38 protein-coding genes and 1 riboswitch are annotated in these 25,171 nt (G+C 44.4%); of the genes, 13 read left to right on the top strand and 25 right to left on the bottom strand.

Features of this window, described 5'->3' with window-relative positions:
- Positions 1–3: 3 nt before the first annotated feature.
- The 3 genes from ICN22_RS05885 to ICN22_RS05875 all read left to right on the top strand — a co-directional run bounded on the left by ICN22_RS05885 (position 4) and on the right by ICN22_RS05875 (position 1,182).
- On the top strand, positions 4–273 hold the full coding sequence (locus ICN22_RS05885; protein WP_216169311.1) for a hypothetical protein: 270 nt from the start codon (positions 4–6) through the stop codon (positions 271–273).
- A 155-nt stretch (positions 274–428) separates the two neighbouring features.
- Positions 429–602 (top strand): hypothetical protein, encoded by a 174-nt coding sequence (locus ICN22_RS05880; protein ID WP_216169310.1) that lies wholly within the window; start codon positions 429–431, stop codon positions 600–602.
- Between the two features lie 340 nt (positions 603–942).
- The gene (locus ICN22_RS05875; protein WP_216169309.1) at positions 943–1,182 is read left to right on the top strand and encodes a PA2433 domain-containing protein; all 240 of its coding nucleotides are present in this window, start codon (positions 943–945) and stop codon (positions 1,180–1,182) included.
- Positions 1,183–1,318: 136 nt separating this feature from the next.
- Here ICN22_RS05875 and ICN22_RS05870 read toward each other — a convergent pair whose 3' ends face one another.
- From ICN22_RS05870 to ICN22_RS05855, 4 genes are read right to left on the bottom strand one after another with little or no spacing between them, the layout of a single operon-like run.
- Positions 1,319–1,507 (bottom strand): hypothetical protein, encoded by a 189-nt coding sequence (locus ICN22_RS05870; protein WP_216169308.1) that lies wholly within the window; start codon positions 1,505–1,507, stop codon positions 1,319–1,321.
- Positions 1,508–1,509: 2 nt separating this feature from the next.
- Complete coding sequence (locus ICN22_RS05865; RefSeq protein ID WP_216169307.1) at positions 1,510–1,794, bottom strand: hypothetical protein; 285 nt, start codon at positions 1,792–1,794, stop codon at positions 1,510–1,512.
- Positions 1,791–2,135, bottom strand: a complete 345-nt coding sequence (locus ICN22_RS05860) for a hypothetical protein (RefSeq protein ID WP_216169306.1) — start codon at positions 2,133–2,135, stop codon at positions 1,791–1,793. Before ICN22_RS05860 ends, ICN22_RS05865 begins: the two co-directional genes overlap by 4 nt.
- Entirely contained in the window at positions 2,125–2,493 is a 369-nt protein-coding gene (locus ICN22_RS05855; protein ID WP_216169305.1) for a hypothetical protein, read from the bottom strand. Before ICN22_RS05855 ends, ICN22_RS05860 begins: the two co-directional genes overlap by 11 nt.
- A gap of 320 nt (positions 2,494–2,813) precedes the next feature.
- Between ICN22_RS05855 and ICN22_RS05850 the strand changes: the two genes are divergently transcribed.
- A complete protein-coding gene (locus ICN22_RS05850; protein WP_216169304.1) occupies positions 2,814–3,785 on the top strand; it encodes a helix-turn-helix transcriptional regulator in 972 nt (323 codons plus the stop codon).
- A 74-nt stretch (positions 3,786–3,859) separates the two neighbouring features.
- Here the strand turns inward: ICN22_RS05850 and ICN22_RS05845 are convergent, their stop codons facing one another.
- The 10 genes from ICN22_RS05845 to ICN22_RS05800 form a co-directional block, all read right to left on the bottom strand.
- Positions 3,860–4,180 (bottom strand): hypothetical protein, encoded by a 321-nt coding sequence (locus ICN22_RS05845; RefSeq protein ID WP_216169303.1) that lies wholly within the window; start codon positions 4,178–4,180, stop codon positions 3,860–3,862.
- Entirely contained in the window at positions 4,177–4,803 is a 627-nt protein-coding gene (locus ICN22_RS05840; RefSeq protein ID WP_216169302.1) for an SCO family protein, read from the bottom strand. The genes ICN22_RS05845 and ICN22_RS05840 overlap by 4 nt, the downstream gene beginning before the upstream one ends.
- Entirely contained in the window at positions 4,803–5,912 is a 1,110-nt protein-coding gene (locus ICN22_RS05835; protein ID WP_216169301.1) for an MBL fold metallo-hydrolase, read from the bottom strand. Before ICN22_RS05835 ends, ICN22_RS05840 begins: the two co-directional genes overlap by 1 nt.
- 133 nt (positions 5,913–6,045) lie before the next feature.
- Positions 6,046–6,528 carry an HD domain-containing protein gene (locus tag ICN22_RS05830; protein WP_216169300.1) on the bottom strand — a complete coding sequence of 161 codons (483 nt, stop codon included), beginning with the start codon at positions 6,526–6,528 and terminating at the stop codon, positions 6,046–6,048.
- Complete coding sequence (locus ICN22_RS05825) at positions 6,525–7,232, bottom strand: DUF3293 domain-containing protein (protein ID WP_216169299.1); 708 nt, start codon at positions 7,230–7,232, stop codon at positions 6,525–6,527. The genes ICN22_RS05830 and ICN22_RS05825 overlap by 4 nt, the downstream gene beginning before the upstream one ends.
- Complete coding sequence (locus ICN22_RS05820; RefSeq protein WP_216169298.1) at positions 7,229–7,603, bottom strand: hypothetical protein; 375 nt, start codon at positions 7,601–7,603, stop codon at positions 7,229–7,231. The genes ICN22_RS05825 and ICN22_RS05820 overlap by 4 nt, the downstream gene beginning before the upstream one ends.
- A gap of 79 nt (positions 7,604–7,682) precedes the next feature.
- Positions 7,683–8,045, bottom strand: a complete 363-nt coding sequence (locus tag ICN22_RS05815) for a hypothetical protein (protein WP_216169297.1) — start codon at positions 8,043–8,045, stop codon at positions 7,683–7,685.
- Between the two features lie 80 nt (positions 8,046–8,125).
- Positions 8,126–8,743 carry a hypothetical protein gene (locus tag ICN22_RS05810; protein WP_216169296.1) on the bottom strand — a complete coding sequence of 206 codons (618 nt, stop codon included), beginning with the start codon at positions 8,741–8,743 and terminating at the stop codon, positions 8,126–8,128.
- A 36-nt stretch (positions 8,744–8,779) separates the two neighbouring features.
- Positions 8,780–8,953: a hypothetical protein gene (locus ICN22_RS05805; protein WP_216169295.1), complete on the bottom strand. Its 174-nt coding sequence runs from the start codon at positions 8,951–8,953 to the stop codon at positions 8,780–8,782.
- 116 nt (positions 8,954–9,069) lie between these two features.
- Positions 9,070–9,306, bottom strand: coding sequence for a hypothetical protein (locus ICN22_RS05800; protein WP_216169294.1), 237 nt, complete (start codon positions 9,304–9,306; stop codon positions 9,070–9,072).
- Between the two features lie 76 nt (positions 9,307–9,382).
- Positions 9,383–9,486, bottom strand: a riboswitch (SAM-I-IV-variant riboswitch).
- Positions 9,487–9,590: 104 nt separating this feature from the next.
- Here ICN22_RS05800 and ICN22_RS05795 point away from each other — a divergent pair.
- From ICN22_RS05795 to ICN22_RS05785, 3 genes are all read left to right on the top strand, one after another.
- Positions 9,591–9,809, top strand: a complete 219-nt coding sequence (locus ICN22_RS05795; RefSeq protein ID WP_216169293.1) for a hypothetical protein — start codon at positions 9,591–9,593, stop codon at positions 9,807–9,809.
- 371 nt (positions 9,810–10,180) lie between these two features.
- Positions 10,181–10,606 (top strand): bactofilin family protein, encoded by a 426-nt coding sequence (locus ICN22_RS05790; protein WP_216169292.1) that lies wholly within the window; start codon positions 10,181–10,183, stop codon positions 10,604–10,606.
- Positions 10,607–10,654: 48 nt separating this feature from the next.
- Positions 10,655–11,053, top strand: a complete 399-nt coding sequence (locus ICN22_RS05785) for a hypothetical protein (protein WP_215353875.1) — start codon at positions 10,655–10,657, stop codon at positions 11,051–11,053.
- A gap of 19 nt (positions 11,054–11,072) precedes the next feature.
- Here ICN22_RS05785 and ICN22_RS05780 read toward each other — a convergent pair whose 3' ends face one another.
- The 6 genes from ICN22_RS05780 to ICN22_RS05755 all read right to left on the bottom strand — a co-directional run bounded on the left by ICN22_RS05780 (position 11,073) and on the right by ICN22_RS05755 (position 17,394).
- Positions 11,073–11,600 carry an HD domain-containing protein gene (locus ICN22_RS05780; RefSeq protein WP_216169368.1) on the bottom strand — a complete coding sequence of 176 codons (528 nt, stop codon included), beginning with the start codon at positions 11,598–11,600 and terminating at the stop codon, positions 11,073–11,075.
- Between the two features lie 77 nt (positions 11,601–11,677).
- Complete coding sequence (locus tag ICN22_RS05775; RefSeq protein WP_216169291.1) at positions 11,678–12,622, bottom strand: hypothetical protein; 945 nt, start codon at positions 12,620–12,622, stop codon at positions 11,678–11,680.
- 23 nt (positions 12,623–12,645) lie between these two features.
- A complete protein-coding gene (locus tag ICN22_RS05770) occupies positions 12,646–13,506 on the bottom strand; it encodes a hypothetical protein (protein WP_216169290.1) in 861 nt (286 codons plus the stop codon).
- Positions 13,503–14,966: a DUF4407 domain-containing protein gene (locus ICN22_RS05765; RefSeq protein WP_216169289.1), complete on the bottom strand. Its 1,464-nt coding sequence runs from the start codon at positions 14,964–14,966 to the stop codon at positions 13,503–13,505. The genes ICN22_RS05770 and ICN22_RS05765 overlap by 4 nt, the downstream gene beginning before the upstream one ends.
- 221 nt (positions 14,967–15,187) lie before the next feature.
- Positions 15,188–16,837, bottom strand: coding sequence for an ion transporter (locus tag ICN22_RS05760; protein ID WP_216169288.1), 1,650 nt, complete (start codon positions 16,835–16,837; stop codon positions 15,188–15,190).
- A complete protein-coding gene (locus ICN22_RS05755; RefSeq protein ID WP_216169287.1) occupies positions 16,834–17,394 on the bottom strand; it encodes a hypothetical protein in 561 nt (186 codons plus the stop codon). The genes ICN22_RS05760 and ICN22_RS05755 overlap by 4 nt, the downstream gene beginning before the upstream one ends.
- A gap of 105 nt (positions 17,395–17,499) precedes the next feature.
- Here ICN22_RS05755 and ICN22_RS05750 point away from each other — a divergent pair, with 105 nt between their 5' ends.
- Together ICN22_RS05750 and ICN22_RS05745 are read left to right on the top strand one after the other, a co-directional pair.
- Positions 17,500–17,679, top strand: coding sequence for a hypothetical protein (locus tag ICN22_RS05750; protein ID WP_216169286.1), 180 nt, complete (start codon positions 17,500–17,502; stop codon positions 17,677–17,679).
- Positions 17,680–17,717: 38 nt separating this feature from the next.
- Complete coding sequence (locus ICN22_RS05745; protein WP_216169285.1) at positions 17,718–18,374, top strand: putative quorum-sensing-regulated virulence factor; 657 nt, start codon at positions 17,718–17,720, stop codon at positions 18,372–18,374.
- A gap of 31 nt (positions 18,375–18,405) precedes the next feature.
- Here ICN22_RS05745 and ICN22_RS05740 read toward each other — a convergent pair whose 3' ends face one another.
- The 4 genes from ICN22_RS05740 to ICN22_RS05730 all read right to left on the bottom strand — a co-directional run bounded on the left by ICN22_RS05740 (position 18,406) and on the right by ICN22_RS05730 (position 21,217).
- Complete coding sequence (locus ICN22_RS05740; RefSeq protein ID WP_216169284.1) at positions 18,406–18,948, bottom strand: TIGR00645 family protein; 543 nt, start codon at positions 18,946–18,948, stop codon at positions 18,406–18,408.
- Between the two features lie 166 nt (positions 18,949–19,114).
- Complete coding sequence (locus ICN22_RS11125; protein WP_255533857.1) at positions 19,115–19,246, bottom strand: hypothetical protein; 132 nt, start codon at positions 19,244–19,246, stop codon at positions 19,115–19,117.
- Positions 19,247–19,442: 196 nt separating this feature from the next.
- Complete coding sequence (locus ICN22_RS05735) at positions 19,443–20,744, bottom strand: Y-family DNA polymerase (RefSeq protein WP_216169283.1); 1,302 nt, start codon at positions 20,742–20,744, stop codon at positions 19,443–19,445.
- Positions 20,741–21,217 (bottom strand): LexA family protein, encoded by a 477-nt coding sequence (locus ICN22_RS05730; RefSeq protein WP_255533856.1) that lies wholly within the window; start codon positions 21,215–21,217, stop codon positions 20,741–20,743. Before ICN22_RS05730 ends, ICN22_RS05735 begins: the two co-directional genes overlap by 4 nt.
- A gap of 209 nt (positions 21,218–21,426) precedes the next feature.
- On the opposite strand from ICN22_RS05730, the gene ICN22_RS05725 reads away from it, so the two are divergent.
- On the top strand, positions 21,427–22,494 hold the full coding sequence (locus ICN22_RS05725; RefSeq protein WP_216169367.1) for a tartrate dehydrogenase: 1,068 nt from the start codon (positions 21,427–21,429) through the stop codon (positions 22,492–22,494).
- Positions 22,491–23,441 carry a tripartite tricarboxylate transporter substrate binding protein gene (locus tag ICN22_RS05720; RefSeq protein ID WP_216169282.1) on the top strand — a complete coding sequence of 317 codons (951 nt, stop codon included), beginning with the start codon at positions 22,491–22,493 and terminating at the stop codon, positions 23,439–23,441. The genes ICN22_RS05725 and ICN22_RS05720 overlap by 4 nt, the downstream gene beginning before the upstream one ends.
- A gap of 95 nt (positions 23,442–23,536) precedes the next feature.
- On the opposite strand, the gene ICN22_RS05715 is transcribed toward ICN22_RS05720, so the two are convergent.
- Positions 23,537–24,367, bottom strand: a complete 831-nt coding sequence (locus ICN22_RS05715) for a tetratricopeptide repeat protein (RefSeq protein ID WP_216169281.1) — start codon at positions 24,365–24,367, stop codon at positions 23,537–23,539.
- Positions 24,368–24,562: 195 nt separating this feature from the next.
- Here ICN22_RS05715 and ICN22_RS05710 point away from each other — a divergent pair, with 195 nt between their 5' ends.
- Both ICN22_RS05710 and ICN22_RS05705 read left to right on the top strand, forming a co-directional pair.
- The gene (locus ICN22_RS05710) at positions 24,563–24,835 is read left to right on the top strand and encodes a BrnT family toxin (protein ID WP_216169280.1); all 273 of its coding nucleotides are present in this window, start codon (positions 24,563–24,565) and stop codon (positions 24,833–24,835) included.
- Positions 24,816–25,163 carry a BrnA antitoxin family protein gene (locus ICN22_RS05705; RefSeq protein WP_216169279.1) on the top strand — a complete coding sequence of 116 codons (348 nt, stop codon included), beginning with the start codon at positions 24,816–24,818 and terminating at the stop codon, positions 25,161–25,163. The genes ICN22_RS05710 and ICN22_RS05705 overlap by 20 nt, the downstream gene beginning before the upstream one ends.
- Positions 25,164–25,171 lie beyond the last annotated feature (8 nt).

Genomic DNA, 25,171 nt, shown 5'->3' with positions numbered 1-25,171 from the left:
GACATGGCTAGCCTGGTATTAACCAGGCTAGCCAATCACGTTGACATTGCCATCATGTATATACGCGTTCATCACGGGATCATTGCCAAAAAATACCCCAACAATGGGTTTGAGGTGGAGTTTACGCCCATCGTGGCTAACGACTATTTTGCTCAGGTGCTCGAATCTGGTTTTATTGAAATTACTAAATCCAATGGCGAATTAGCATTTATCAATGCCGACCGATTTGCACAACTCATTGAATCTCAAGAGCTCGTTGTCATTCAAAGTTAACCGTAATACTTATATTAAAAAGGAAAGAAATATGAATCCAATCAAACTGCGGTATTCCTTGCAAGACTGCATCCAGTCTTTACAAAAAGCCAATGTTGGGAAATTTCCAAAGCATAGTCTTTTTGATTGTCTGAACTCGATCAAATATGAAAAAAATGGGTCATAAGAAAAACTATTTACTAGGCTTTGCGCTATTGGCTTTCCTATTCCACTTATTACTCCTGCGTTGGGAAACGGTGGATCCTATTTCAAACGAGATAGCTTGGGTTTTAAAGCAACTGCCTGATGTCAAAGCAGTAGAGTATTTAGACTCATTAAAGAAAAGCTAGCCTTTGTCATCATGAACGGCTAAGGCAAGGACGCTAGATGGATTGGGCTATTGAATGCCTATTTAAGAGTGGGAGGCAGCTCTAGTAGCTCGCACGAAGCTAGGCAGCTTAGGTCATCAGCAAATCCATCTGAACTGTTCTAGATCGATTTATTCATCCTTGGTTTAGTTTTGGGGAGGCGTTAAGCGTCGTAAATACCGATCTGGAACTGGGCCTTCATCAAAGCCTTCAATGCCATCGTCAATTAAATAAACTTCTAAATCTAAGGGCTTTAATAAATAGGAAATTCTGCTATATTTTATTCATCTCAAATCGTTGAGATCTTCCTTAGGAGATGAAAATGAAACAAGTGTTGCTTGCTACATCATTAATGTGTTTATCGACTCTTGCTATGGCACACGGTTGCCCTGGCGAAATGAAGAAAATTGACGCCGCTTTGCCAACAGCAAAATTAAGCGCTCAAGATATGAGTAAAGTAAAAGACTTACGAGCTAAGGGTGAAGAGCAGCATAAAGCGGGTCAACATACCGAATCTATGGCCACTTTAGCTGAGGCGAAGAAAATCGCTGGGGTTCAATAGTCTCGTTACCGCATTACCTCGAATGAAATTAAGGGCCATTGATTGGCCCTTTTTTATTCTTTAATGCTTTATTTTGTATGCTGAACTTTTACTGGATAGGCATCAAAGGCTATTGAACGTTTTTTCACTAATCTTGTCACTCATCCCACTCAAGCTCCAAAATGACAAAGTCTGTTCTGGACGGATGTGTCTTACGAAGCTGCTGCAATGCGGCGCTCTCGGACTTGCCGTACACATTTAGCGTCATCGAATCAATCGAGCGATGATTGCTATCGCTTATTGGCGAGTACTGATATTTAATATGGGCTTTATTCCAGGTAGGCATATTTACTCCAATAAACCACAAGTGCGTTTAACAAATTCTTGGGATTTGAACTTAGGCACCTCTGGCGCGCCATTAATAGCAACAACATAAGCATCTTGTCCAAACATCATCCAGTCATCATAGCCCGCTTGTCCTTGCTTGCTAAAGGAGCTCAGAATAATTTGCTTGGCAACATAAAGCGCTTCTTCGTACGTATAAAAATCGCTATGGTCATACGAGGGACTGCCATAGTCATACATATCTAAAACCCGTATGAGGTAATTTTTACTAAATACTTTTGTATTCATAAGGTGCTGGGCTCAATCGCTTCACGTGTTTGGCTATCCCCAAACTCCAAGCGCATTTGATTGTTCTCTGGAACTAGGCGTCTTAAAAAGCAATCTGGGATAGGACCGATACTTTGAACATCAAGCTGGTGTTTATTGGGATAGAAGTAGTGCAAGAGACTGCCCTCTGCCGCTACTTCAACCCGCCAAACATGCACGAGGCCATCCATCTCAGGCCAAGGCTGCAAGCCTAAGGAATCAATCACGCGCACGACCTTGCCAATATTGCCACTAAATTTAGCATTGACCGTAATCGCTAGAGAGCCCACTTCGCAATTGAGCCTTGGCACTTTATTCATCATGAGTTAACTCCTCTTGCATGGCTTGATCTGCAGGTTCAGTGAGCAGTAAATCCATTTGCAATTGCTCTGAATCGATTAACTCATCCATCAGATAGTTTTGCGGAGGCGTTAGGCGTCGTAAATAGCGATCTGGAACTGGGCCTTCAGAAAAACCTTCAATGCCATCTTCCATTTGATAAAAGAGCTGCCCACCTTCTGTGGCAACCTGCACATTCCAGGTAAAGAGCGGCTCGCTAAATCCTTGCCATTCATCAAAGCCAACGGCAGAAATGATTCGTACGATATTACCGAGGTTCTGAGGGAAAGCGCAATTGACTGTAATCGCTAAGTCCCCTACGCTGCAATTGAGTTTATGCATGTTTTTTTACCTTTTATTTCGATATCGATACTGTGAGCGCACTTTTTCACGCTCAACAAAAAAGAGGTGCTCTATGAGGGGCTTGCCACACACCATCAGCAATCCGAGCAGGAACATGAATACCAGCTTAGCGCTGTATTGCCCCTGCTCAAAGCTGTAGCAACTGACAAATATCAGTATGAACCCTAGCCATTTCATCCTCAATGCCTCCATCTAGTCATATTTAAAAAGAATAATGAGCTACTAGCTCATTAAATGAGCTATAAAGTAAATAAAGTGATAAAAACAATAATCTTTATGACATTGATAGCGAGAGCCAAATGAGCGATCCAGAGCGCCTACACCGCATTAAGTACATGATTCAACAGCGTAAATGCGTGCCGATTGAAGACTTTATGCGTGAGCTAGAGATCTCTAAAGCCACTTTTAAGCGCGATCTCGAATACCTGCGCTCACGCTCCAAGGCCGATATTGAATATGACCGCTTTTTAGGCGGCTATAAGTTCAAAGAAGGCAGTGACATTAACAAGATTGAGCTCACGGGCATCTGGTTCTCTGAAAAAGAGGCTACTGCACTCGTGCTTATGCAGCACCTACTGTCTTCACTAGATCAAGGCGGCCTGATTGGCCCACACATTGAACCACTTACTGCCATTATTGATGGCATTTTGGGCCAAAGCGAAACAACCGCCAAAGAATTACGTAAGCGCATCAAAGTACTGGGTATGGGTTCACGTAAAAGCTCCATGGATAACTTCTCGGAGATTGGCGCTGCCCTACTAAAACGTAATCGTCTAGTGATTAAGTACTACGCTAAAAGTAAGGATGAGAATACGGAGCGTGAGATTTCGCCACAGCGCCTGATTTACTACCGCGAAAATTGGTATCTCGATGCCTACTGCCATATGCGCAACGGTCTGCGTAGCTTTGCCGTTGATGGTATTCGTAGCGCAGTGTTAACGAACACTAAAGCGCAAGATGTTTCTGATAAAGAATGCCAAGAACACTTTGCCGAAAGCTATGGCATCTTCTCTGGCAAAGCCACTCAAAGAGCAAAGCTGCGTTTTACGCCTGAGCATGCACGCTGGGTTTCAGGCGAGAACTGGCACGGCCAGCAAGTCGGAAGTTTTGATAAAGAGGGTTACTTTATTCTCGAGTTTGATTACAACCAAGATCCGGAATTGGTGATGGATATTCTCAAGCATGGCTCTGGTGTTGAAGTCATTGGACCAGCTAATCTGAAAGCAAGGGTGAAGGCGGAACTAAAAAAGGCTTTAGATAAGTATCAATAAGCCTAGGTTCCTTCAGCCTTTAGCAGTCAATATAACTTTAATAACTTAGATTGTTCATGCTACTAGCTGCTTGGCTATCGATAACCTAGCACGTCATGCTCTGTTCTTTTTTGCCCTTCTACAAATTGCTTCATACAGATTCCTGAGCCGCTATGTTGCGGGACTTTTCTAGAATCTACTTGCATTTGATACAAGGTATCAAAGCAATCTCTTCTGCTGACGAACTGGAATGCCTTGGTGTGAGTTTGCTTACCCTTATAAAAGTAGAAAAAATCTAATGTCCAGTATTTATCGCCTTCAATTGCTGTTGACTGCACTGGTGCTGCAGGCGGGGGATTACTTGCACAAGAGCAAAGGAGCGCAACAAGAACAATCCATAAGTAGTTTTTCATCATCCCTCGGAAGTGGCTAAGGCTTCTCTGACCATCACTTCCATCCGCTCTGGTGAAGTGCCCGGTGGAAAAAAGGCTAAATACTTACCATTGCGATTCATGATGTAGGTAAAGGCTGTGTGATCAATGACGTACTGCCCATCCTTCAGACCCACCTTTTCGTAAAAGGTTTTGTATTGGGTTGCCACTTGCTTGGTTTGTTGTTCAGTACCGCGCAAACCCAGAATCCGTTTATCAAAATACTCAACATACTTACCGATAAATTCTTGGGTATCACGAGCTGGGTCTAGGGTAATGAAAATCACTTGTACTTGGGCGCTATCTTTTCCTAAGCGCTTTAATAAGCCTGCTAAATTACTTAAATCAGTTGGACAGATATCTGGGCAAAACATATAACCAAAATAAATCAGAACGACTTTGCCTTTAAATTCAGCAAGGGTACGCTTTTTACCATTTTGGTCTAGCAAGGTAAAAGGTCCGCCCACCCGGCCTTTACCAGACATCAGATCATTCATGAGGCGCACAGACTCTGCTCTAGATTGAGCAGTTTGAGCGTATCCTAGAGAGGCCACCCCCAATAACAAAGCTCCGGCTAGTGCAAGGCTAGCTGGTCGATGCCACTGCATTAACTACCAAATTGAAATTCGGTTCCAGTAGTCGATGTCACTAGGCGATCACTTAAGATATTGCGCATAGTTGTGACAAAGGCAGGCCCAGAGCAATGCAAAGGAATCACCACATCTGGATTAAATTGTTTTAAGGCTTCGACTGTGCTGATGAGGTAATCATTTGGCGCTGGGAATAAATGAAAGCCACCTAAAATCGCATGCACCTTATTCACACCCGAGACATTGATAGCTTGTTGTACGGTATTGACAATCCCCGCGTGGCCACAGGAAGAGATCACGATCAAGCCGCGGTCTTTTAAATTAAATGCTGTGCCGTGTTCATGAAGATGATCATCTTTAACGAACTTACCTTCTGCCTTGGCATTAAGTTCAGGCATATCACAACCGAGACCATTCTTTTTACTAAACTCCACTAAGGTGTTGGGAAGCACTTTTTCAAAGCTATCGCGGTTAATTATTCCCGTAGTAAAGGCCTGTCCCTGAATGATCGTTGGCTTTTCGCAGTACACAATCTTCACTTTTAAGGCATCTAACTCACGTCGATCTAGAACGCCCCAGTCCGCAAAATGTCCTGGCGAACCACTGGCAGTTTTACGATTACAAAAATTATCTTCGCCACCAACGTATAAGGTGAGGTCGGATGGCAGCTTACTGCGATTGGCTTTTAAGAATGCAACCAAACCGCCAAAGTGATCAAAATGACCATGACTTAAGATCATGGCGTCTTGTTTTTCAGGCTTGACATCCATGATTTCCATATTGCCCATCAGAGCCGCTGGGGTATAGCCGTAATCTAATAGCATGCTCTTTTTATCTTGCCCGATGCGGGACTCTAATGCTAAAGCCAAGCCCCACTCATTATGTAAGGCCTTGCGATAATCTTTAGTAGAGATAAACGGGGTGCGCTTGATCTTGACCCATTGGTTGGTGTCTGGTCTTGGCGAATCATAACTACTGTCTACTAAGACCTTTATATCTAAAGCATCAATGGTGGGAACTTTTGTAACGGCCTGCGACTCAATTCCAAAACTAGCTAAACCAGAACCCGCCACTAAAGCGCTTGTTCCCAAAATAAATTGACGACGATCTAATTTATGAATGTTCATCTGCATCCCCTTTGTTAATAATTTTTTTAGAGTAAACGTTTGAATCTGCTTTTGCAATCTAAGATAAATAATTAGTGGTAAACCCTAAAACTCTAAACATTGATAATTCAAAATACGATGTCGATAGTGGTGCCTAGCAAATACTCCAATCGTGCGCTAAATCAATAAAGAGCGCTGCCTCGTGCGAGAGGTATTGAGCGGATGGGTAGATTCCTACCCTACCCAGATCGAGTCTATCCGCATCCCAGCAGGTTTGAATCGTAGCGTTAGTCGAGACTTCCCCTCCAGAGTGATGATGTAAGGCATAACAAAGGTAATCTAGTTGCATGGGTTGTAACCGAAAGTAATCCCCATGAATGCCATGAGCAAATTCAGCAGCGCGCTTGCCATGATCAGGATCACGGCCATCATTTAGGCGGCAGCTGTCATGCAAAAACCCAAATAGTTCGACCACTAGTAAATCAGCTTTGCGGATCTGAGCAATGTTCTTTCCGTGATGCAAGACCCGAGCCCAATGATTGGCTCCATGGATACCCTGCCAGTCCAAAGCAAACTCACTACGTATTAAGGCGATGAGTCCACTTCGGTCATAGCTTGATTTAACTTGCTCGATCATGGATAGAGCTTTTCTAAGCCATTTGAAGTGAGCTTAAACATGCGGTCTAATTCTGTACCAATCGAAATCGCACAACCGTCAGGGCGAGCCTGTGGCCATGGCGTATTCCAATCCCAAGCGCTTGGCAATAGCCAGTGACGTTGCTCACTCCTACTTGCTGTCATAAGCCAATTGCGCTCTTGGGCAGATAATGCACTGGCAGGAGCGCGCAATTGATCATCCAATTGAGCAAACCACGTTTCCAATTCATCTGGTGATGGATCACCTACCGGATAGCGCAACTTGAGATTCACCAGTGCATTGGCATTAGCAATCCACAGGAAAGCGTTTTGACCATATTGATCTGCTAATTGCTCAGCGTGTGAGCGAGAAAGACCCAAGGCAAGCACACTGGGCTCTGCATCCCAATCATCATGCGGATCAGTGCCAAGGCCATCAATCGTTTCTATTCCTGCCTGAGCAAGCTCTGCCAGCAGTTTTGCCTGCGCAGCTTGGTTTTCCGTATGGCTACGCAGCTGACTATAGGGGTTATAGGCTGTCAGAAAGGCGGCGCTTTGCGCCCCATAGGTGTTCAGTAAATCGCTTAAGGCGTGATTTACCTCCCCCACTTTGAGCAAGTACACCTCCTCGCCATGATGCACAAAGTAATGGGCATTACGATAGGCTCTCACCAAGGCAGGAGAAATCGTTCTATTGGCACTCATGATCTTTTCTCCTGTGTGATTTTGTCTAAATCAAAAATATTGCTAGGCGCTGCCTTGCTTTTAGGCCAATCTAATCCTAAACCCAATTCTTTAGCTTTGCGGATGCGATGGTGTAATTTTAATGCTGAAGAAAAGCAATACAGCCTCGGGTTATGAATCACCCGCTCATACTCGTATTGCTCAGCTTGTACTGTCACGCCATCGACACGGTAAAAATACTCGCCTTGATGCTCAATCGCTTCGGCAAAGTAATTATTTTCATCTTTGATAAAGGCAATGGGAATATAGCGATCCCGAAAAACATCGAGTAACTTTTTCCACTTACTGTCATTTAATTGCAGTAAACCAATTTTGAGTTGGGTAATATTCATTTCATTCTCCTATTTAGCCAATTTGACGTGGGTCTGGGCTTGGCAATTGGGATTAACTCCGCCCTTACTACTTCAACTGTTAATGCAGCACCGACTCACTCACCTCGGGCTTTCCTTGCGGATCTTTTTTTTGACTAGAAACCAAATATTCTTTGGTCTCTAGCGCAACTTTGAGGTATGCATCAGTTGCTGCTCTAAAGGCATCTGCACCATCTTCTTTACTAAAGATGTAAGTCAGGCTAAAGATGAGCTTATCGCCATCTTCCCCATCGACTGTGACGGTATTCATTTCATCGTTATCAACAACGCGCAGTCCTCTGGTAAATTCTGGCATTTCGCCATCAACCCAACTCATGTCTAGGCGGTCAATATCAAACCGTAGGCTACGAAAGAGGTTGCACACAGTAAAACGTGCGCCATTGAGATAGGTATAGTCACGCATGATTTCTCCCTGTTTGTCTTGATGTATAAATTGTAAAAACGTGATAGCTCATAGATTGAGCTTGTAGCGCCTTTTTTGAGCTAACCCAAACCATAATCACCCTCCAATACTTCTATGCGAAGGCCTTGTTCAAGCTCATTAAGCCGAGCTTGTAACAAGGAAATGGAGAGTAAGTCCGGCACTTCAACCCAGAGCGTTTCATTGCCAGGATGAAAGCCATCAATAAAGCGAATGCTGCCCGCTGTTTTTCCAGCAATGTCAAACTCTGGCCCCAGATCAATTCCCTCTAGTTCTTTATAAGCCAAAGCATTGGGTGATTGATGACGTAACCACCAATCGAGCACTAAGTCATCATCGGCTTTGGTATTGAGGAGATCTTGCGCACCGCATTTACACAGGTCATAGTGCTCGCGTAAATACTCGAGCGTATCTTCCTCACTATGCCCCCAAGCAATATTGCCAAATTCTTCCCAAGTAAATTGAGGGTTAATGTACTCATTAGGTTTACCGCCCAAAAATAAAGCAAACTTACCCTCACTGGGGGCGGCATATAGCGTCTCTATGCTGCGCGCAAGAGGCTGGATAAGTAGCGCCTTATCTTCTTGAGCTATGAGCCACTGCGCTTCTTTTAAGAACTGGGTGGTCAGTAGCGCGCCGACAGCAGCGCTCGAGCGAATTAAAAAGGATCGGCGATTCATGAGCGTACCTCCTCATGATTGGCTTGAAAGATTTGCTCACTCTTTGGACTCATGATCACCCCCTTCCAATAGAGTTAGACGCTCTAATTCCTTTCCTACGGTAGTAGTAATGACCCAACCATTTTGATAAATGGGATCATTCTCATCTGCTATCGTAAAACCCAACGACAGGGCTAGTTCGACAAGACTTTGTTTTTTGATTTCTGACATAAAAAGCTCCTATTTAGCCAGTTCGACAAGGTGTCAGGCCTGGCAATTGGGATTAACTCCGCCTTTACTATCTTTACTTCTTTTGCTTCTGTTGCTTCTGTTGCTGCCCTTGTTGCTTACTGCAAACTACTTAAAAACTCCTTGGCAATCGCTAGCCACTTTTGCTCTAGCGCTGGTGGATCGAGGTTTTTGATATCCGCTGCTAATTCAGCAGCTTCTGGGTCGGTAATATTTAGACTGTGATCACCGACAAAGAGCCGGTAAATGTCATCGACAACCCAAACCTGTATTGCACTACCAACGTAGACTACTTTTGCGGGCAATTGTTGATCGCCCACGATGACTCTAGCCATAATGAATCTCCTCAAGTTGTTAAAGAACATGGGCTTTAGAAATGAAAAAAGCCCCAAAGAGGGGGCTTTACGTTTAGTTATCTAATCAAGTTGCCTTGCTAGATCACATTCGCTATAAGCGTAGCACCGTTGTCTAATAGACCGGTTGCTGTGGGCTTTCGCCCCCTCTTCATGTATTGGTCAATATAAAGACAATTACATTTTTTGTAAAGAATTTACTTGGAGTAATTACAACAGTAGCCAATTACGTGTAAGCTGGATAAAAATATTAGAAGGAGACACCCATGAGCGGAAAACACGCAATCTCAGTTCATGTCAAAGGCAAAAGTGGCGAGCGCGATATTCTCGAGACTAAAGATCACGGCCTACTCAATTTACTTAACCGCTATCACTGTGATACGAGCTCGGCTGCATTCCAGGCTGATTGGAGCGAGTATTGCTTAGCCCACTATCAAGAGGTACTGGAAATTCAAGATATCAACTACGAATGGTTCAATGAGTAGTTAAAGTTATTTGACGCTAAGATTGATGCTAGGGTTTTCACCCCCCTTCTTACCTAGGGATATAGACACAAATAATCACCTTATTTGTATAGTGGGTTTGAGTCATTTTTTTGTCATATATCTTTAAGAAGTTTGAGCTCTGTGTAGACGAATCAAGCACTTAGAAGCGCTATCAAATTATTGCTTTGCAACTAAATTTCATCTCGTAAAAAACTCAAAAATTGATTGGACAAAATGGCTCATCAAGAACAAGATAAATCCATGTCAATAAATCAGTTAAGCGTGCGTATGGTCCCGTTTCGACACAGCATGAATAATCTGTTTTGTTGGCAACCAAATTTAGATTCTAAAAAAATGCATTGTGAATAACCATGTTTGATAGAAAACCAACTAGCTCACAACTATCCTTTACTAATGAAATTGGTTCGGGATCTAAAGTGCTTGGTAACCTCGAGGGCAATGGCAATATTCGGGTTTTAGGTCATTTTATGGGCAACATTACAGAAGCTCTAGAAAGTAAAGCAACCTTAGTGATCGACAAAGATGGCGTCCTGACAGGCGATTTGCATTACACCAATCTCATTGTTGCCGGGACGATTGAGGGCACTATTACCGTAGATGAAAAAATTGAGGTCTATCCAGGCGCGCTGATCCACGGTGATATTCACTATAAATCGATTGATATCCATCCAAATGCCAGAGTCAATGGGCTCCTCACTTGCTCAGTATTAGATCAGAGCGCACATCAGCCATCGGATGTGATTGCCTTTGATCTCACCAAGAAGATCGCCTCCTAATCTACTAACGTCAGCTACTACTTCGGATACTACTCAACGGAGTTCTCTATGTCTTTTAGTATTTCACCTAAAAAAGAATTTCACCTTACCGAGCGTATGACCTACCGCAAAGATAATAAAGAAATGCATTGTGGCTTTCTTTGGAAAAGCGGGTCTTTCATTACTGAGAATCCGCCTAATTTTTTGGCCGAATATGATGAAAATATTGGTATTAGCGTGGGGAGTCAGGACTTTACGGAAGTAAACCTCTCTAGCGAAGGTCAGCACCTCATCTACTTCTCTGAGACCGTGCCACAAGATGAGCAAACAGACTTAAATGCCATTTTTCGGCAGAGCAAGACCACAGATGATTTTGATATTGGCTTTCAACACAAAGGTTGGCAATTGGTCGATATGGATATCGTGATGTGGGGTGAATTATCAATCACCAGCAAACTCGATACCTAAACCCTGTATCAAGGTTCGCCTACTGCATTTGCTGAGCCTCTTCTAGCAAGCCATCAAATACCTTTTCTAGCTTGGAATTAGTTCCCCTAATGCCGGCGACCACTGCTTCAGACCATACAAAATACGCTTGCTTGCGCTCAAGATCCCAGCCAGCTGGCGGTGCGACCAATATATCGCGTAGATTGCAAATCTTATCGGCGAGTTTGACAAGCTTGGCCTCATGGCTAGCAAAAGGGGTATGAGCGATTTGTAGGCTTTTGCGTACCTCTTTAGCAAGTGATTTATCGTCGGTTAACTCTTTGACAATCGCAGTCACTTTTTTACCAAAATGGGTGATTAACTCTTCCTCAGTCGTTTGTGTATCTTCAATGACATCATGTAATAAGGCTGCGCACAGCACATCCCAAGACATCACCCCACCCTCATTTACCAAAACATTGACTAGTGCAATTGGGTGATTGATATACGGCGTGATTAGCGCATCTTTACGCCGCTGATTTTTATGCTTCTCTGCCGAAAATGCTAGAGCGTGAACAAAATGATTGATCATGATGTCACCTATTATAGGCACTACTATAGAGCTTTTCCATTCGCTCATATGCCACAGTCATCCCACTAATCAAGCTACTCAATACTGACTTGGCCAATGACTGCGCCAGGCTTTTGTAAGGCCTCTGCACGGCGCGCAACATACTCTGGATTTTTTGATCCCAGTAAGCCTATTTGCTTGTCAGTACCATTGGGGCCTTGCACAATCACCGCATCATGACCTATCGCTTTGACGGACTCTAAAAGCGAGCCATCGGGCTTAGTGGCTGGCGCAACCAATGGTCTATTCGACGCTGGTGATAGCGGTGGCATGACTTGCTCTACTCTGGCTGGCTCGGCTTGTGTCGTAGGTGTGCTCAATATGGGCGCTGGGTTTTTACTTAACTGCTCTACTTTATTGGGCGCAACTGGACTTACTGCAGGCGTTACGTTGGGGTTTTGCTCTCTGGTATCTTTAGTGATCCCATCAAGCTCTTTAAAAGCATCGCCTGAACGGTTCTGAATATCCTTAGCGCTTCTAGCTACATTTTTTGAGCCCAAAGGCAGTGCAACCAAGACATAGGTGCGAATCCGATTGCCTTCGGCCACATGCTTCATCTCTACCGTTTCTACACCAGAGATATCCACATCAGGACATAGGCTGCGGACGGTTAATTCAGATTGCTCAACGGAGGCCGCATCATTATCAGCGCGATACATCTTCATTTGGCTGCGCACTTTACCACCAGCGCTGGTGCAAATCTTCACGTAGGCCATGGTTTTGGCTTTGAGATCAGCCATTGAAAAATCGCTACTAATAGCCGTGCCATTCTCATAGATCACGCCAGACTCTTTTGGTAGTTTGCTCATCCAGTCAGGCGCCTCACTAATGGCTTGCTTGGCCACCTTGGCCTGCGCCCGATAATCGTCTTGCTGTTGGTTTTGTACTTGCTGCACAGGATTGCTTCCACAAGCAGTAAGGATTAAGCCTAAAGCGCCACTAATGGCAATACTGCGCATACGGTAATGTTGCTGTTTCATGATGATTCCTTTTTTAATTAAATTCAAAACTTATCGACTACAGTCCATTGATTCACACCTGACCGCACGGTCACTAAGGTAAAACGCACTGCTTGGTTTAAATGCATCTCGGTTTTTGAGACGAGTTGATAGATATTGCCCTTCCACTTACGCAGAGCCGAATGCGATGCCCCGTCTTTAATATCTCTGGGACTTAAGCTCATCTGATCCCCTACTCGGATGAATGGCCTTTCTTGCGCATAGGGAAAATTGGTACAAATTTCTTTACGGTTAGATTTGTGATCACTCGTTAAATATTGGGTTTGCTGATAGCCTGTTTTAGCCTCTACGGTCTCTTCAAAGTAACAACGTGGCATTGCACTAGGTGGCTGATTAGGACTTGCTTGCAAATCTGCCTTAATAAAATCGCGACTCACTTCACTACCTTGGCAGGCAAAGCGTAAGGCCCAAATTCGATACTTGGCTAGCGAGTAGTAACTCTTACTAATTTTTCCAGGATAGGTATTTCCCTCTACACCATCGACGGTATAAAAGCGATTGCGTTTGAGCTGCTCTTCCAATAGCGCAGTCTGCTCAACGCGTTGCTCACAATCAGGCTCAAAACGGACTAAATCTTCATAACTTAAGCGCTCGAAATTAGAAACTGTTGCTTGGGGTGAAACAGATGATACTTTTTGGGTCGGTCTTTGCGCACTATAGGAATTGTTTGCCGTTGCTGAGTAGGCTTGCGCCCTATAAGTTGGAGCTTGATAGGTTTGAGCTTGATACTGCGGTTTAGTTGGCGCAACATAGGTATTGCTATAGCTGTAGTTGCTACTATTGCGTGGCGTACTTGAGCAAGCGCCAAGCAGCATCACTAAACCGAGGATCAAGATTGCCCTCATGATGCCGCCTTAGCCCCTAAGTCAGGATAGCCGCCAAACGCATAGACCTTAGCGCCTGAAGATGATGGCTCAGTTGATGACTCACCTTCGTTAGAAGACTTGGCACTAAACGGTTTACTAACAGTTGCCATCGCTGGCATGACTACGCGATTGACGAACTGGCCACTCGCTTGAGTAAACGATTGGGTAAATTGATGCTGTGCTCGTAGATACGCATTACTCTGACGTCTGAGCTCTTCTAACTCTTGACGGATCTTTTCATTTTCCAGATCTTGAATGAGCTTTTGCTTGGTGATTGCAGAGTCCGCCTCTTGTCGTATGGCGTATTGCTCTTTATCCACTAGAGCATGCTCGTGACGCGCTAGTGCAATCTGTGCATCGGCATCAAGGCGTCTTGCAGCACTTTGGTTGACTTGTGCAAGAGCGCGCGTTTTATTGCCATAGGCAAAGATAGCCATGCGATGACCGAGCGGTGATTGCCCAGCTTGGAGCTTGAGCAAGATCGGCATGAGCTCTAAACACAATTGCAATAAAGTAATTAAGGCGTATTTTATAAATGCACCAGGATTATTGCGCACTAAAGACGAGAGCACATCAGCAGAAGCTACATTGATGTAAGACTCATTAATCTTGGCTGCCTTGTCTAAATCTTGCGCAATATCTTTTTTAGCAATATCAATATCGCCTTGCGCTTGAGTAATTGCTGCGCCCATGCGCTCGAGCTCTGCCTCTTTAGGGCTGACATAATTACGATAATTCTCGCGATAGATGCCATCAATGCGCTCACACTCACGCTTATCTTTGGCGTACAAACTAATGATGTCATGCTCATCTAAATCGGGTGCAAAGGTAGTCTTGGTTTTTTTGTTGTAGTCCGCAAAGCATTGGCCCACTAGGCCGCGTTGACGTACTAACTCTGGTGTTAATGATGAGATCTCCTTACGCAGTTTCGTAGTTCTATCTTCCAGACTTGTGAGTCCTGCAGTCTTATCGGCTAACTCATACTTTTCTTGATAGCGCTCTTTTGCTTGGGTGAACCGGCCATCTTTCATATCCTGCGCATGAATTGCTAGTTCCGACTTTAAAAATAAGGGCATCGTAAATTGACTGCTTAAAGACCCAATCACGGTAATTAAAAAGATACGAATACCTAAGTAGACAAAGGTGAGCTTCTTATCGGTCTCATAGCGAGTGTCGGCTAGATAAATGAAGTTACGGTCAAGCACCAAAACAATGGCAGCGCCAATGCCAGCAAATACGAGTGCCATGAGGATTTGCAGGAGGATATGCAAGTCCATTGCTAGAAACCAGCCAGCAATACCAAATTGCAAGGCAGCTAAGAAACTGGCAAAGGCAATAGCTGCGCCAATTTTGCTCAGGCTACCAACCTCTTCAGGGGCAGTGTTCGCACTAATGCGATGGCCAGTCAGAAATACTAGGTGTTGACGAATTGTGCTCATACATCCATCCAGAAGTTATTAGGACGAATGTAGTATTACGACTTAAAAGCTCATAGATTGAGCTATTAAAATTTAAGGTGAAATTTGGCTATTAAAACAATTTATACTGTGTTTATATACAGTATTGCACAGATTGAGTTACCCCAAAGAAAAAGCCCATCAAACTCAATTGAAGGGCTTTCCACCACAATGGGCACAGAGAGATTAGCACTTATGAACTGCTATGGATCTTTCTTTGGCTCTTTTGCCCCACTATGCTGCAAGAGCAACTTGAGTACATTGCTTTGCAGCCCCGTTACGTTAACAGGATTATTCACGTATTTACTTAACTCTTGACGGTCCGACACGCTCACAATTTGCTGCAGTTTAGAGATGGTGATCTTGAGCTGCTCTGCAGCAAGCTCAGGATGCTTGGATAAAAACTCGAGGCTCATTTCGCTAGTGGCACCTTTGCCACCAGTGGCATCCTTGCCTGGGGCATGCTCAATACCCATTTCCACCTTCGCCTTTTCTAGTAAGCGCGTGAGCTCTCCTTTAGAAAGATGCAAGCGTTTAGCCTCGGCCTCAATGAGCTCTTGCTCATCGGCTGAAATCACCCCGTCTTCTAGCATGTGATAGAGCTCATTCATCATTCTTTCGCGCTCAATCCGCAGCTGATCACTTAGTGCTGATGACAGAATCGCTGCCGGAATCGCAAAAATACCAATCCCTAAGAGCGCTATAACAATCGTCACCGCTCTACCCGCTGGGGTGATAGGAGAAATATCACCATAACCTACGCTGGCCAAAGTAATTACAGACCAATAAATTGCTTGTGGAATATTTTCAAACTTATCGGGCTGAGCTTCATGCTCAAAGACATAACCCAAGCAGGCGGCGAGCATGACCAGTAAAAGCAAAATAAAAACCGCCGCCTTCATGACGGGCCACTCGCGCTTAATCACTGTAAATAAAGATTCAGTAGCGCCAGAGTAACGCGCTAGCTTTAGTAAACGCATCAATCTAAAGACTCGTAAGAAGCGCAAGTCAAAGAGGTGATGGAGCAGGCTCTCTAAATAGAATGGTGCAATTGCCAAGAAATCAATAATGCTTGTTGGCTTACATGAGAAGCTTAAGCGCCCTTTGAACCAAGCCTGGTACTTAGGATCTTCAGGGGCGCTATAGATCCTCATGATGTATTCTGTCGAGAAAATCACTACCGCAATGGTATCGAGAATAATAAATTCAGAATGTAGGTGATAACTAATACTGTGGACTGATTCCAAAATCACAGCGAGCACCGACACAATGACCCAGGTCACGATAAACATATCAAAGATGTGATGTAGGTTACCGCTGGTCGGTGTTTCATTAACTAGGGCATAGATCTTATAACGATAGGATTTGTCTTTGTTCAGCTCTAAAAACTCGTTAAATGCTGGTGCCAAGGCGCGAAAGAGTTTAAGTAAACGCAGTAAACGTAAGGCTCTCAGAATCCGCAAATCAGCCTCAAAGAATGCACTTAAGTAAAACGGTAAGATCGATACCAAGTCAATCAGGGCAAACGGGCTCTTACAGTAAGCAAGACGAGGATATTTAGCCGAACTAAAGGCAGGATCTTCTGGCGCAACATACACGCGTAAGACGTATTCAATCGAAAAGATCGCCAGCGAGACTACATCAAAAATATGAAACAAGTGTTCGCGAGTTTCATAAAATACCGGAATATGCTCAAGCACTAAGCCTGCCATATTCAGTACGATCATGTACGTAATAAAGCGCTCAAACTGGTTGCAATAATTCCCTTTAATCTGGTGATTAAAGAATAAATCAAATATCCGCTTACGGATGTATAAGTTCAAACTAGACAATGAAATCGGCTGGAGACTCATAACTTAAACTCTCCAATTCTGATCAGGTAAAAACCGGTATCACAAAGACTGAGGCGAATTTGTAAGCCGCTTACAAGTCTTTCCCCAGGCTCTAGTGGGGATACCCCGGGAGGGCCTGCCGGATTAGGGGTCAGTTTTTCAAAGATGAGAGCTCCACTATTGAGCAGATCTGTTTTATTACATTTAGCTGTGTATGCTGGTCCAGCCGGATTTAAAAGATTCGTATAGCTCTCAAACGGACCTTTGGCGCCAAAGAGCGCCTCAACACAATTTTTCCAGTGATTTGGCTTGATGCCTTTAATCAATTTTTCATCTTCATCAATGGGAGTGCATGCCGCAGGCTCAATAGGCTCATTGGCTTCGTTCTTGCTGGCAAGAGATTCAAACCAAGTGACGATCTCTTCGGCATTATTTTGTGATTCTGCCACCTTCGCGGCATTTTGATAGTTTCCTATTCCGAGATAGATCACTAAAAACACGTTGGCTAATACAAGCAAAATAAAGAAATAGTCCGAAACGCGCATGTCGCGAAATAGAATTTGGATATTCTTGCCCAACACGCTCTCCCAGCTTTTCCTTGATTTAAAAGTGACTATCTTGCCGCTTTTAATTACTGTATATTCAGATTTTGATTTAATAAGACTGCCACTCGAGGATTATCAATGTTTTTCCAAACGCTTCTACAAAATTTAATCAAGAAAAAGCCAGCCAAACCAGCTGAACCTACTCAAGATTTATCCCCAATGGCTCATAACATAATGCAAAAACTGGCTGAGCACGATAAAAACAAGGGTTTATCCCCAGATGTTGATAGCAAGTCAGATATTCCAGGCAATAAATAGCTAGCCCGGCTTTAAGCCATTCTCTTTTTAAGATTTTTATGCCCCAAGCCATTATTTTTGATGTTGAAGCCACTGATAAGACCGATGCCGTCATTATTGAAGCCGCATCTTTAGATGTCACCTCGATTAACCCACTAGCGCTTGGCAATCCTTGGGTACAGCGCTATAACCCCGGAAAACCAATTAGCCTAGGCGCATTAGCAACCCACCACATCTTGGATGAGGATCTGATCCATTGCCCAGCTAGCAGCTCTTTTAGATTGCCTGCTGGCACCAAGTACCTCATTGGTCATAGTGTGGATTTTGACTGGGAGGCTATTGGCAAACCCGAAGTTAAACGTATTTGCACCCTTGCCTTAGCTCGCAGTCTTTGGCCTGATCTCGATAGCCATACACAAAGTGCCCTGCTCTATTACTTTGAACGTTCGACCGCTAGAGAGCAACTGCGTGATGCGCATAGTGCTTTAGCGGATGTATGGATTTGCTCCAAAATACTTGGACAGATTATTGAGAAGCTCAAACCTGATTCTCTGGATGCTTTATGGGAAATGTCTGAGAAGGCCCGCATTCCGACAATCATGCCTTTTGGTAAACACAAGGGCGAACTGATTAGCCAAGTACCTTCTGACTATAAGCAATGGATGCTACGCCAGGACAATGTTTCTGAATACCTTCGCAAAGCCTTACAGGCCTAAGTTTTTTAGGCTCTTTTAAGCTCTAATCAATTTAGTGCTTCTGGTGTGCAGAGGTTACCAGCTTTTCTGTATAAGCAATCGCGAGAGCTGAAAATACAAAGGTCATGTGAATGACGGTTTGCCACAGCAAAGTTTTTTCATCGTGTGAGGACGCATTAATAAAGGTCTTGAGCAAATGGATTGATGAAATTCCAATGATGGCTGTTGCCAACTTCACCTTGAGAACGCCTGCATTGACATGCGATAACCACTCAGGTTGATCTGGATGGTTCTCTAACTCTAAACGAGAAACAAAAGTCTCCCATCCACCAACGATCACCATGACTAACAAGTTGGAGATCATCACTACATCAATCAAGCCCAACACAATGAGCATGAGTGAAGTTTCTGTCATGTTTTTCTCTGACATCATGCTGATGAGATGAGCCAGCTCTAACCAAAACTGCCAAACATAAACACCTTGAGCCACAATCAGGCCAATGTAGAGTGGCGCCTGTAACCAGCGGGACATAAATATCCAGCGTGGCAGTGGGCGTAGTTTCTTATCTATATAGGTTTGCTTGTCATCGATCATGTTTGGATTTTATCCATATTTATGATATTTTTATAGCCTCATTACACATATCTTGTGTAGGGGGATTCTGATGACTCTCGCCTTGACTAGGGAATAAGGAATCCGTGATTTCCTTATTCCCCTTCTAGGCAGCTGCTGCTTATTTTTTCTCTACTGCTAATTTTTCTTACTGATACTTGCGGCCAAATACTGGAGTATTGCTACGCTCACTGCGCTTGGTGTTTTTCAATACTGCGCAGTAAGACAAAACCATAATCACTGCGAGTGAGATGCCGTTAAAGTTGTTTAATAGTTCCATTTGATTTCTCCTGATGTATTTCTGCGTTAATGAGATTGTGTTGCTATTGCTTATTACTGTTTTGTTTCTATGTGTTCAGAATATTGACTTACTAGCTCATGAAATGAGCTAGTAAAATTAGCTTTGTTATTTGTTGTTTTTTATTCATTTTTTTCATTGTTTGTTTTATTGTTTGTTTCATTTTTTTGCTTGTCCTTTAGCGCACTACCGGCAACTCATCCCACTGGGTGGTGTAGTTCGGCGACCGGTTGTTTGATCTCATTTGCCAATCTTGCTTCGTTCCAGCTGCTGCGGTTTTAATGGCGGCATTACCAAAGCGGCTATTAATGGAGTCCATAGCCTTCATGAGTCCAGCGGACTTGCCTTTGACTTCCATGTCATCAAATAGCGATTGCTGCATCGTCGGCTTATCAGCCAAGAGATTCAGAATGACTCCCGCCTTCTTGTACTTAAAGCCTGCTTTGTAGATTTGCTTCAAACCGTTTAATGCAGCGCTAGTGAGCGTTAAGGTGTTATCACTAGGATCACTCAGAACTACTGTGATGCTTTGATGATGTTGTGGCTCAAATGGCTTATGTGAATTGGTTTGCACAAAGATCGTAAGCGCGCCCGTGACTGACTTCTGGCTTCTGAGCTTCTCAGCACCTCTTGCGGCATGAGTGGCAACGGACTCAGATAATCCTTCCAGTGAAGTGACTGGCTTGCCAAAACTTCTTGAGGAAATAATTTGTTGTTTAGCTGGCGCCACTTCTTCTAACTGCAGACAAGATACTCCGCGCAACTCATAGCAAATACGCTCGATCACAACGCCAAACTGTTGACGCATCGCTTGTGGTGATATTTGTACTAGATCAAATATGCTATTAATCTTGAGCTCTTTGAGTTTCTTGGCCGTCTTGCCACCAATACCCCATACCTCACCTACTGCCGTCTCAGCCATCCACTGATAGAGCATTGCTTTTGGCATAGAGCTGATGTCACACACGCCAGCAAACTGAGGATTCTTTTTGGCCAAGTGATTGGCTAACTTGGCAAGCGTCTTACTAGCCCCAATGCCAACACATACTGGCAAGCCTGTTGTATCTTTAACGTCTTGCTTGATGATTTGACCCAAGCTAGTGGGGTCAGCATATTGCTTGAGCACTGTCTCGATTTGCAGAAAGCTCTCATCAATGCTGTAGACCTCTAAATTGGGCGTGAACTTTCTTAAGACTTCCACTACCCTGCCACTCATATCGCCATACAGGGTATAGTTTGATGAATAGGCTTGGATGCCATGCTGCTGAGCCAGATCTTTCATCTGAAACCAGGGCGTACCCATCTTTACGCCTAGCGCTTTGACTTCAGCGCTACGCGCTACGGCGCAACCATCGTTATTCGAGAGCACTACCATCGGTACATCTTCTAGCTTGGGAGCAAATACGCGCTCGCAAGATACGTAGAAGTTGTTCACATCCACCAGTGCGAAGAGTTGATTGGTTTGACCAGCTTGGTTCATGCGGATCTGCCGTTTCTGCTGCTAGCGTGACTGTACTTACGGACTACCCCAACAACTACACCCCAGATTTGGAGTTCGCTGTTCTCATTAAAGGTAATAGGCTCGTAATTGGGGTTCTCGGGCTGAAGCTCAGTTTTGCCGCGTAATTGATAGAGGCGCTTGATGGTGTATTCATCATCCACTACGGCAACCACGATATCTTTATGTTTTGGCTTGAGGGCTTTATCGACCACCACCTTATCGCCATCACAAATACCTGCGCCCATCATCGAGTCCCCTTTGACGGTAAACATGAAGGTAGCTGGCTTGTTTTGAACTAAATAACTATTGAGATCGAGACCTTCCTCGGCATAATCGGCTGCTGGACTCGGAAATCCCGCTGAAATACGGTGACTCAGAAGTTTGAACTCATAGGCGTCGTGAACCGCTAAGACTTGTGGAGCCTGGCTTAAGGTCGCTTTTGAAGGGATCATTTGAGTCGTCATGTTTATTAATATACTGTATATCCATACAGTATATGTAAAAACCTTAAAAATGACGCTCTTTTTGTTGTTTTGCTGCTGACCACCCCCTTTTTCTAGTCATAAACCCCAAGTTCTTTAGTGGGGGAAGCATCACATAATGGCTTTGAGAGTGCATGTCAAAGCGCATGCACTCATTAGAAAATGGCAGTAGGAGACGAATGAAGACTTACAAAATAGCCTCGATTCCGGGTGATGGCATTGGCAAAGAAGTCATCCCTGAATGCGAGAAAGTATTAAACGCTTTAAGTAAAAAACATCCTCAGGTGGCCTTCGCCTTTGAGCATTTTGATTGGGGCGGCGACTACTACCGCAAGCACGGCATCATGATGCCTCATGATGGTCTAGAGCCCTTGCGCTCTAAAGATGCCATCTTATTTGGTTCGGCTGGTGACCCTGATATTCCGGATCACATTACGCTGTGGGGTTTGCGTCTCAAGATTTGCCAAGGCTTTGATCAATATGCCAATGTGCGCCCAACTCGCATTCTTCCAGGTATTGAGACCCCTTTGCGTCATTGCAAGCCGGAACAATTGGATTGGGTGATTGTGCGGGAGAACTCAGAAGGCGAGTATTCCGGGGTGGGCGGCAGAGCTCACCAAGGTCACCCGATTGAAGTGGCGTCCGATATGAGCATCATGACGCGCGTTGGCGTAGAGCGTGTACAGCGCTTTGCCTTTAAGCTCGCGCAGTCTCGACCCCGTAAACACCTCACCGTCATTACCAAGTCCAATGCCCAGCGACACGGCATGGTGATGTGGGATGAAATCGCTCAGTTAGTAGCCAAGGATTTTCCAGATGTAACTTGGGATAAAGAACTGGTCGATGCTGCTACTGCTCGCATGGTCAATCGTCCTGAATCACTCGATACGATTGTGGCTACTAATTTGCACGCGGATGTCTTGAGTGATTTAGCGGCAGCGCTTGCCGGCAGCTTGGGTATTGCTCCTACCGCCAATCTTGATCCTGAAAGACGTTACCCATCGATGTTTGAACCGATTCATGGTTCAGCGTTTGACATTATGGGTCAGGGCTTGGCAAATCCCATCGGTACATTTTGGTCCGCAGTCATGATGCTCGACTTCTTAGGAGAAAAAGAGCTTGGCAAGATACTCATGCATGCAATTGAAGTTGTCACCGCTAATCCCCAATTACATACCCGAGATTTAGGAGGCTCTGCAATGATGAGTGATGTTACTAATGCAGTAATTGAGGAGATATCCAAATGAACGTATTTTCACTAATGAAGTTTGCTGTGCTCTCTTTAGGCTTTATCTCAGTGGTCAGTGCACAGCCATTCCCTGATAAAACGATTCAATACATCATCCCCTTTCCACCCGCTGGAGAGTCTGACTTAGTAGCGCGCTATCAAGCGGATATTTCTGCTAAAAAGTTCAAGCAACCGATGGTGGTCATGAATCGCGCAGGTGCCGGTGGTGCGCTTGTCTGGAGTGCTCTTAATACCTATCCTGCCGATGGCACTACCGTAGTCGGCGTCAATATTCCCCATACGATCTTGCAGCCATTACAAGAAGGCATTCAGTACAAGACTGAGGACATCAGCGCAATCTACTACTACCACTTCACTCCAGATGCCCTCATGGTCTCTGCTGATAGCCCCTATAAAACCTATCAAGAGTTTATTGCCGCCGCTAAAAAGGAACCTGGCAAGATCAATCTTGCTGGCTCTGCACAGTACTCTGCAAACCACATGGCAGTAGAGCGCTTAAATAAATTAGCAGGCGTAAAAATTAATTACGTTCCTTTTAAAGGTACGGGAGATTTAATTACTGCCTTAATTGGGATGCACGTAGATGGCGCTATGGGTTATCTCCCCCTAGCGATTCAGCAAAAATCGAAGGTGCGCACACTGGCGATTGCTACTGAAAAACGCAATCCCGCCCTGCCAGATGTTCCTACCTTTAAAGAATTAGGTCTGAACTGGGTGGATGGCGCATACCGCGGTGTTGCAGTACCTAAGGCTACGCCACTAGTCTTGCAGCAAAAAATGTCGGATTATTTTGCACAGCTCAATGCCGATCCTGAAACGAAGAAAAAGCTAGAAGACTCGGGCTTTGTGATTGTAGATATCCCACTCTCTAAAATGCCGGCGTTTATGAAAGAGAAAATCCCCCAGGCAATGGAAGATGCGAAGAATGCTGGGATGATTAAATAATGACTGAATCAGTTGATAAAGCAATACATTAATTTGTCTTCATAAAAACAGAAGCTACCATGTCGGTAGCTTTTGTTTTGTGGGCAGAGTGAGAATTAAACATCACTCATAAAGTCACCGCCACCGCTGTCATCCCATGAGCTTGCACCGCCATCGTCCCAAGAGCCGGCATCACGCACGCCAAAGTTGGGATCTAAAGATGCTGGGCCGCCTACTTGATTCAGATTGGGGTTAGAGCCAGCATTGGAATGTCCGTTATCGTGACCACCCATCAGATTGCTTGCTAGTGCCTGACCAGCATACATACCAGCACCCAATGCAGCGCCAGTGGCAAGACTACCCATCAAGCCGCTACCCATACCACCTGCTGCTGGTGCTCCGGGGTATCCAGGACCGCCGGGACCACCAGGATAGCCAGCGGGGCCACCTGGAGTGCCAGGATAACCAGCGCTTGGAGCGTTGTAGACCTGGACTGCTTGATCTTTACGACGCTTCATCACAATGATGACGCCTACTACCAAGATGGCAATCAAACCCCAAAAGAGTGGATTACTGAAAATGGATGTCTGACTAGCGGCAGGTGCAACTTGAGTGTTAGCCAATTGCACTTGCAGTTTTTGTACAGACTCAGCTTGTGCAAATGGCAAACCGGGGGCTAAGTTTTGCGCTTTGATGAAATGATTGCGCGCAAGCTCTACCTTACCTTCTTTGAGATAAAGCTCAGATGCCACATAGTGCGCTTTTGCACTATTCGGATGGTTTTGGAGCACCTCTTTCATCATGGCATCGGCTTTAGCCATCTGCCCAGATTGCACAGCCTTGTATACCTCTGGCAAAGTTGCCTCAGCAAATACTGCGTTGCTAGTGAACAGTACCGCTGCCGCGAATACGCCAACGAATAAATGGGTTACTTTACGAATGTTCATCAAGACTCCTTGTAGGATGTTTCGTGTGAATTTCATTATCCCTAGTTTGGGGATTTTTGCTATTCCCTACTCATATTGGGTCTTTAGCGGGGGATTTCAAGGTATTAATTGATAGATCGAAATCTTAATTTCCTTAATTTTTGTAGCTATATAAATTCATTGCTGATATGATTTAACGTAACTACAATATTTAGGATGAAATTATCATATGATTCGGCTAAAAATGATTCAAATATTCAGAAACATGGTTTATCGCTTGCAGGAGCGAGGATGCTTGAGTGGGTTACAGCCCTAGAGTGGATTGACGCCAGAAAAAATTATGGTGAGGAAAGGCGTGTAGCGCTGGCCCTAATGAAGCAATGCCTGTACTGCATTATCTATGTTGAACTAAAAATAGGTATCAGAGTTTTTAGCTTAAGAAAAGCAAATGTTCGGGAGGTAGAAAAATATGAAAAAGAAAATAATTAGACCTACTGCTGCAGAAGATGCTGCAATCACAAAAGCCGCGATGGCGGACCCAGACGCTATTCCATTCACCGATGAAGAGTGGGAGAAAGCCAGGCCCACAATGGTTCGCGGTCGCGGCAGACCTCTAGGAAGCGGAATCAAAGAGCAAGTCACCCTAAGGATAGATAAGGATGTTTTAGATTTCTATAAATCTAAAGGCGAAGGCTGGCAAACTTTTATTAATCAGGTGCTGAGTGAAATCAAAAAAGAGGCCAAATCGATTTCTGCCGTTGAGAAAAAAATCATCAAGGGTAATTTAATTTCAAGCAAACTTAAAATTGCTGCCTAGAAATCTAC

This window comes from Polynucleobacter bastaniensis, assembly GCF_018882205.1.
Lineage (GTDB): Bacteria > Pseudomonadota > Gammaproteobacteria > Burkholderiales > Burkholderiaceae > Polynucleobacter > Polynucleobacter bastaniensis.
Note: the sequence above shows the minus strand (reverse complement) of the source record. Positions and strands in the feature narration are given on the sequence as shown.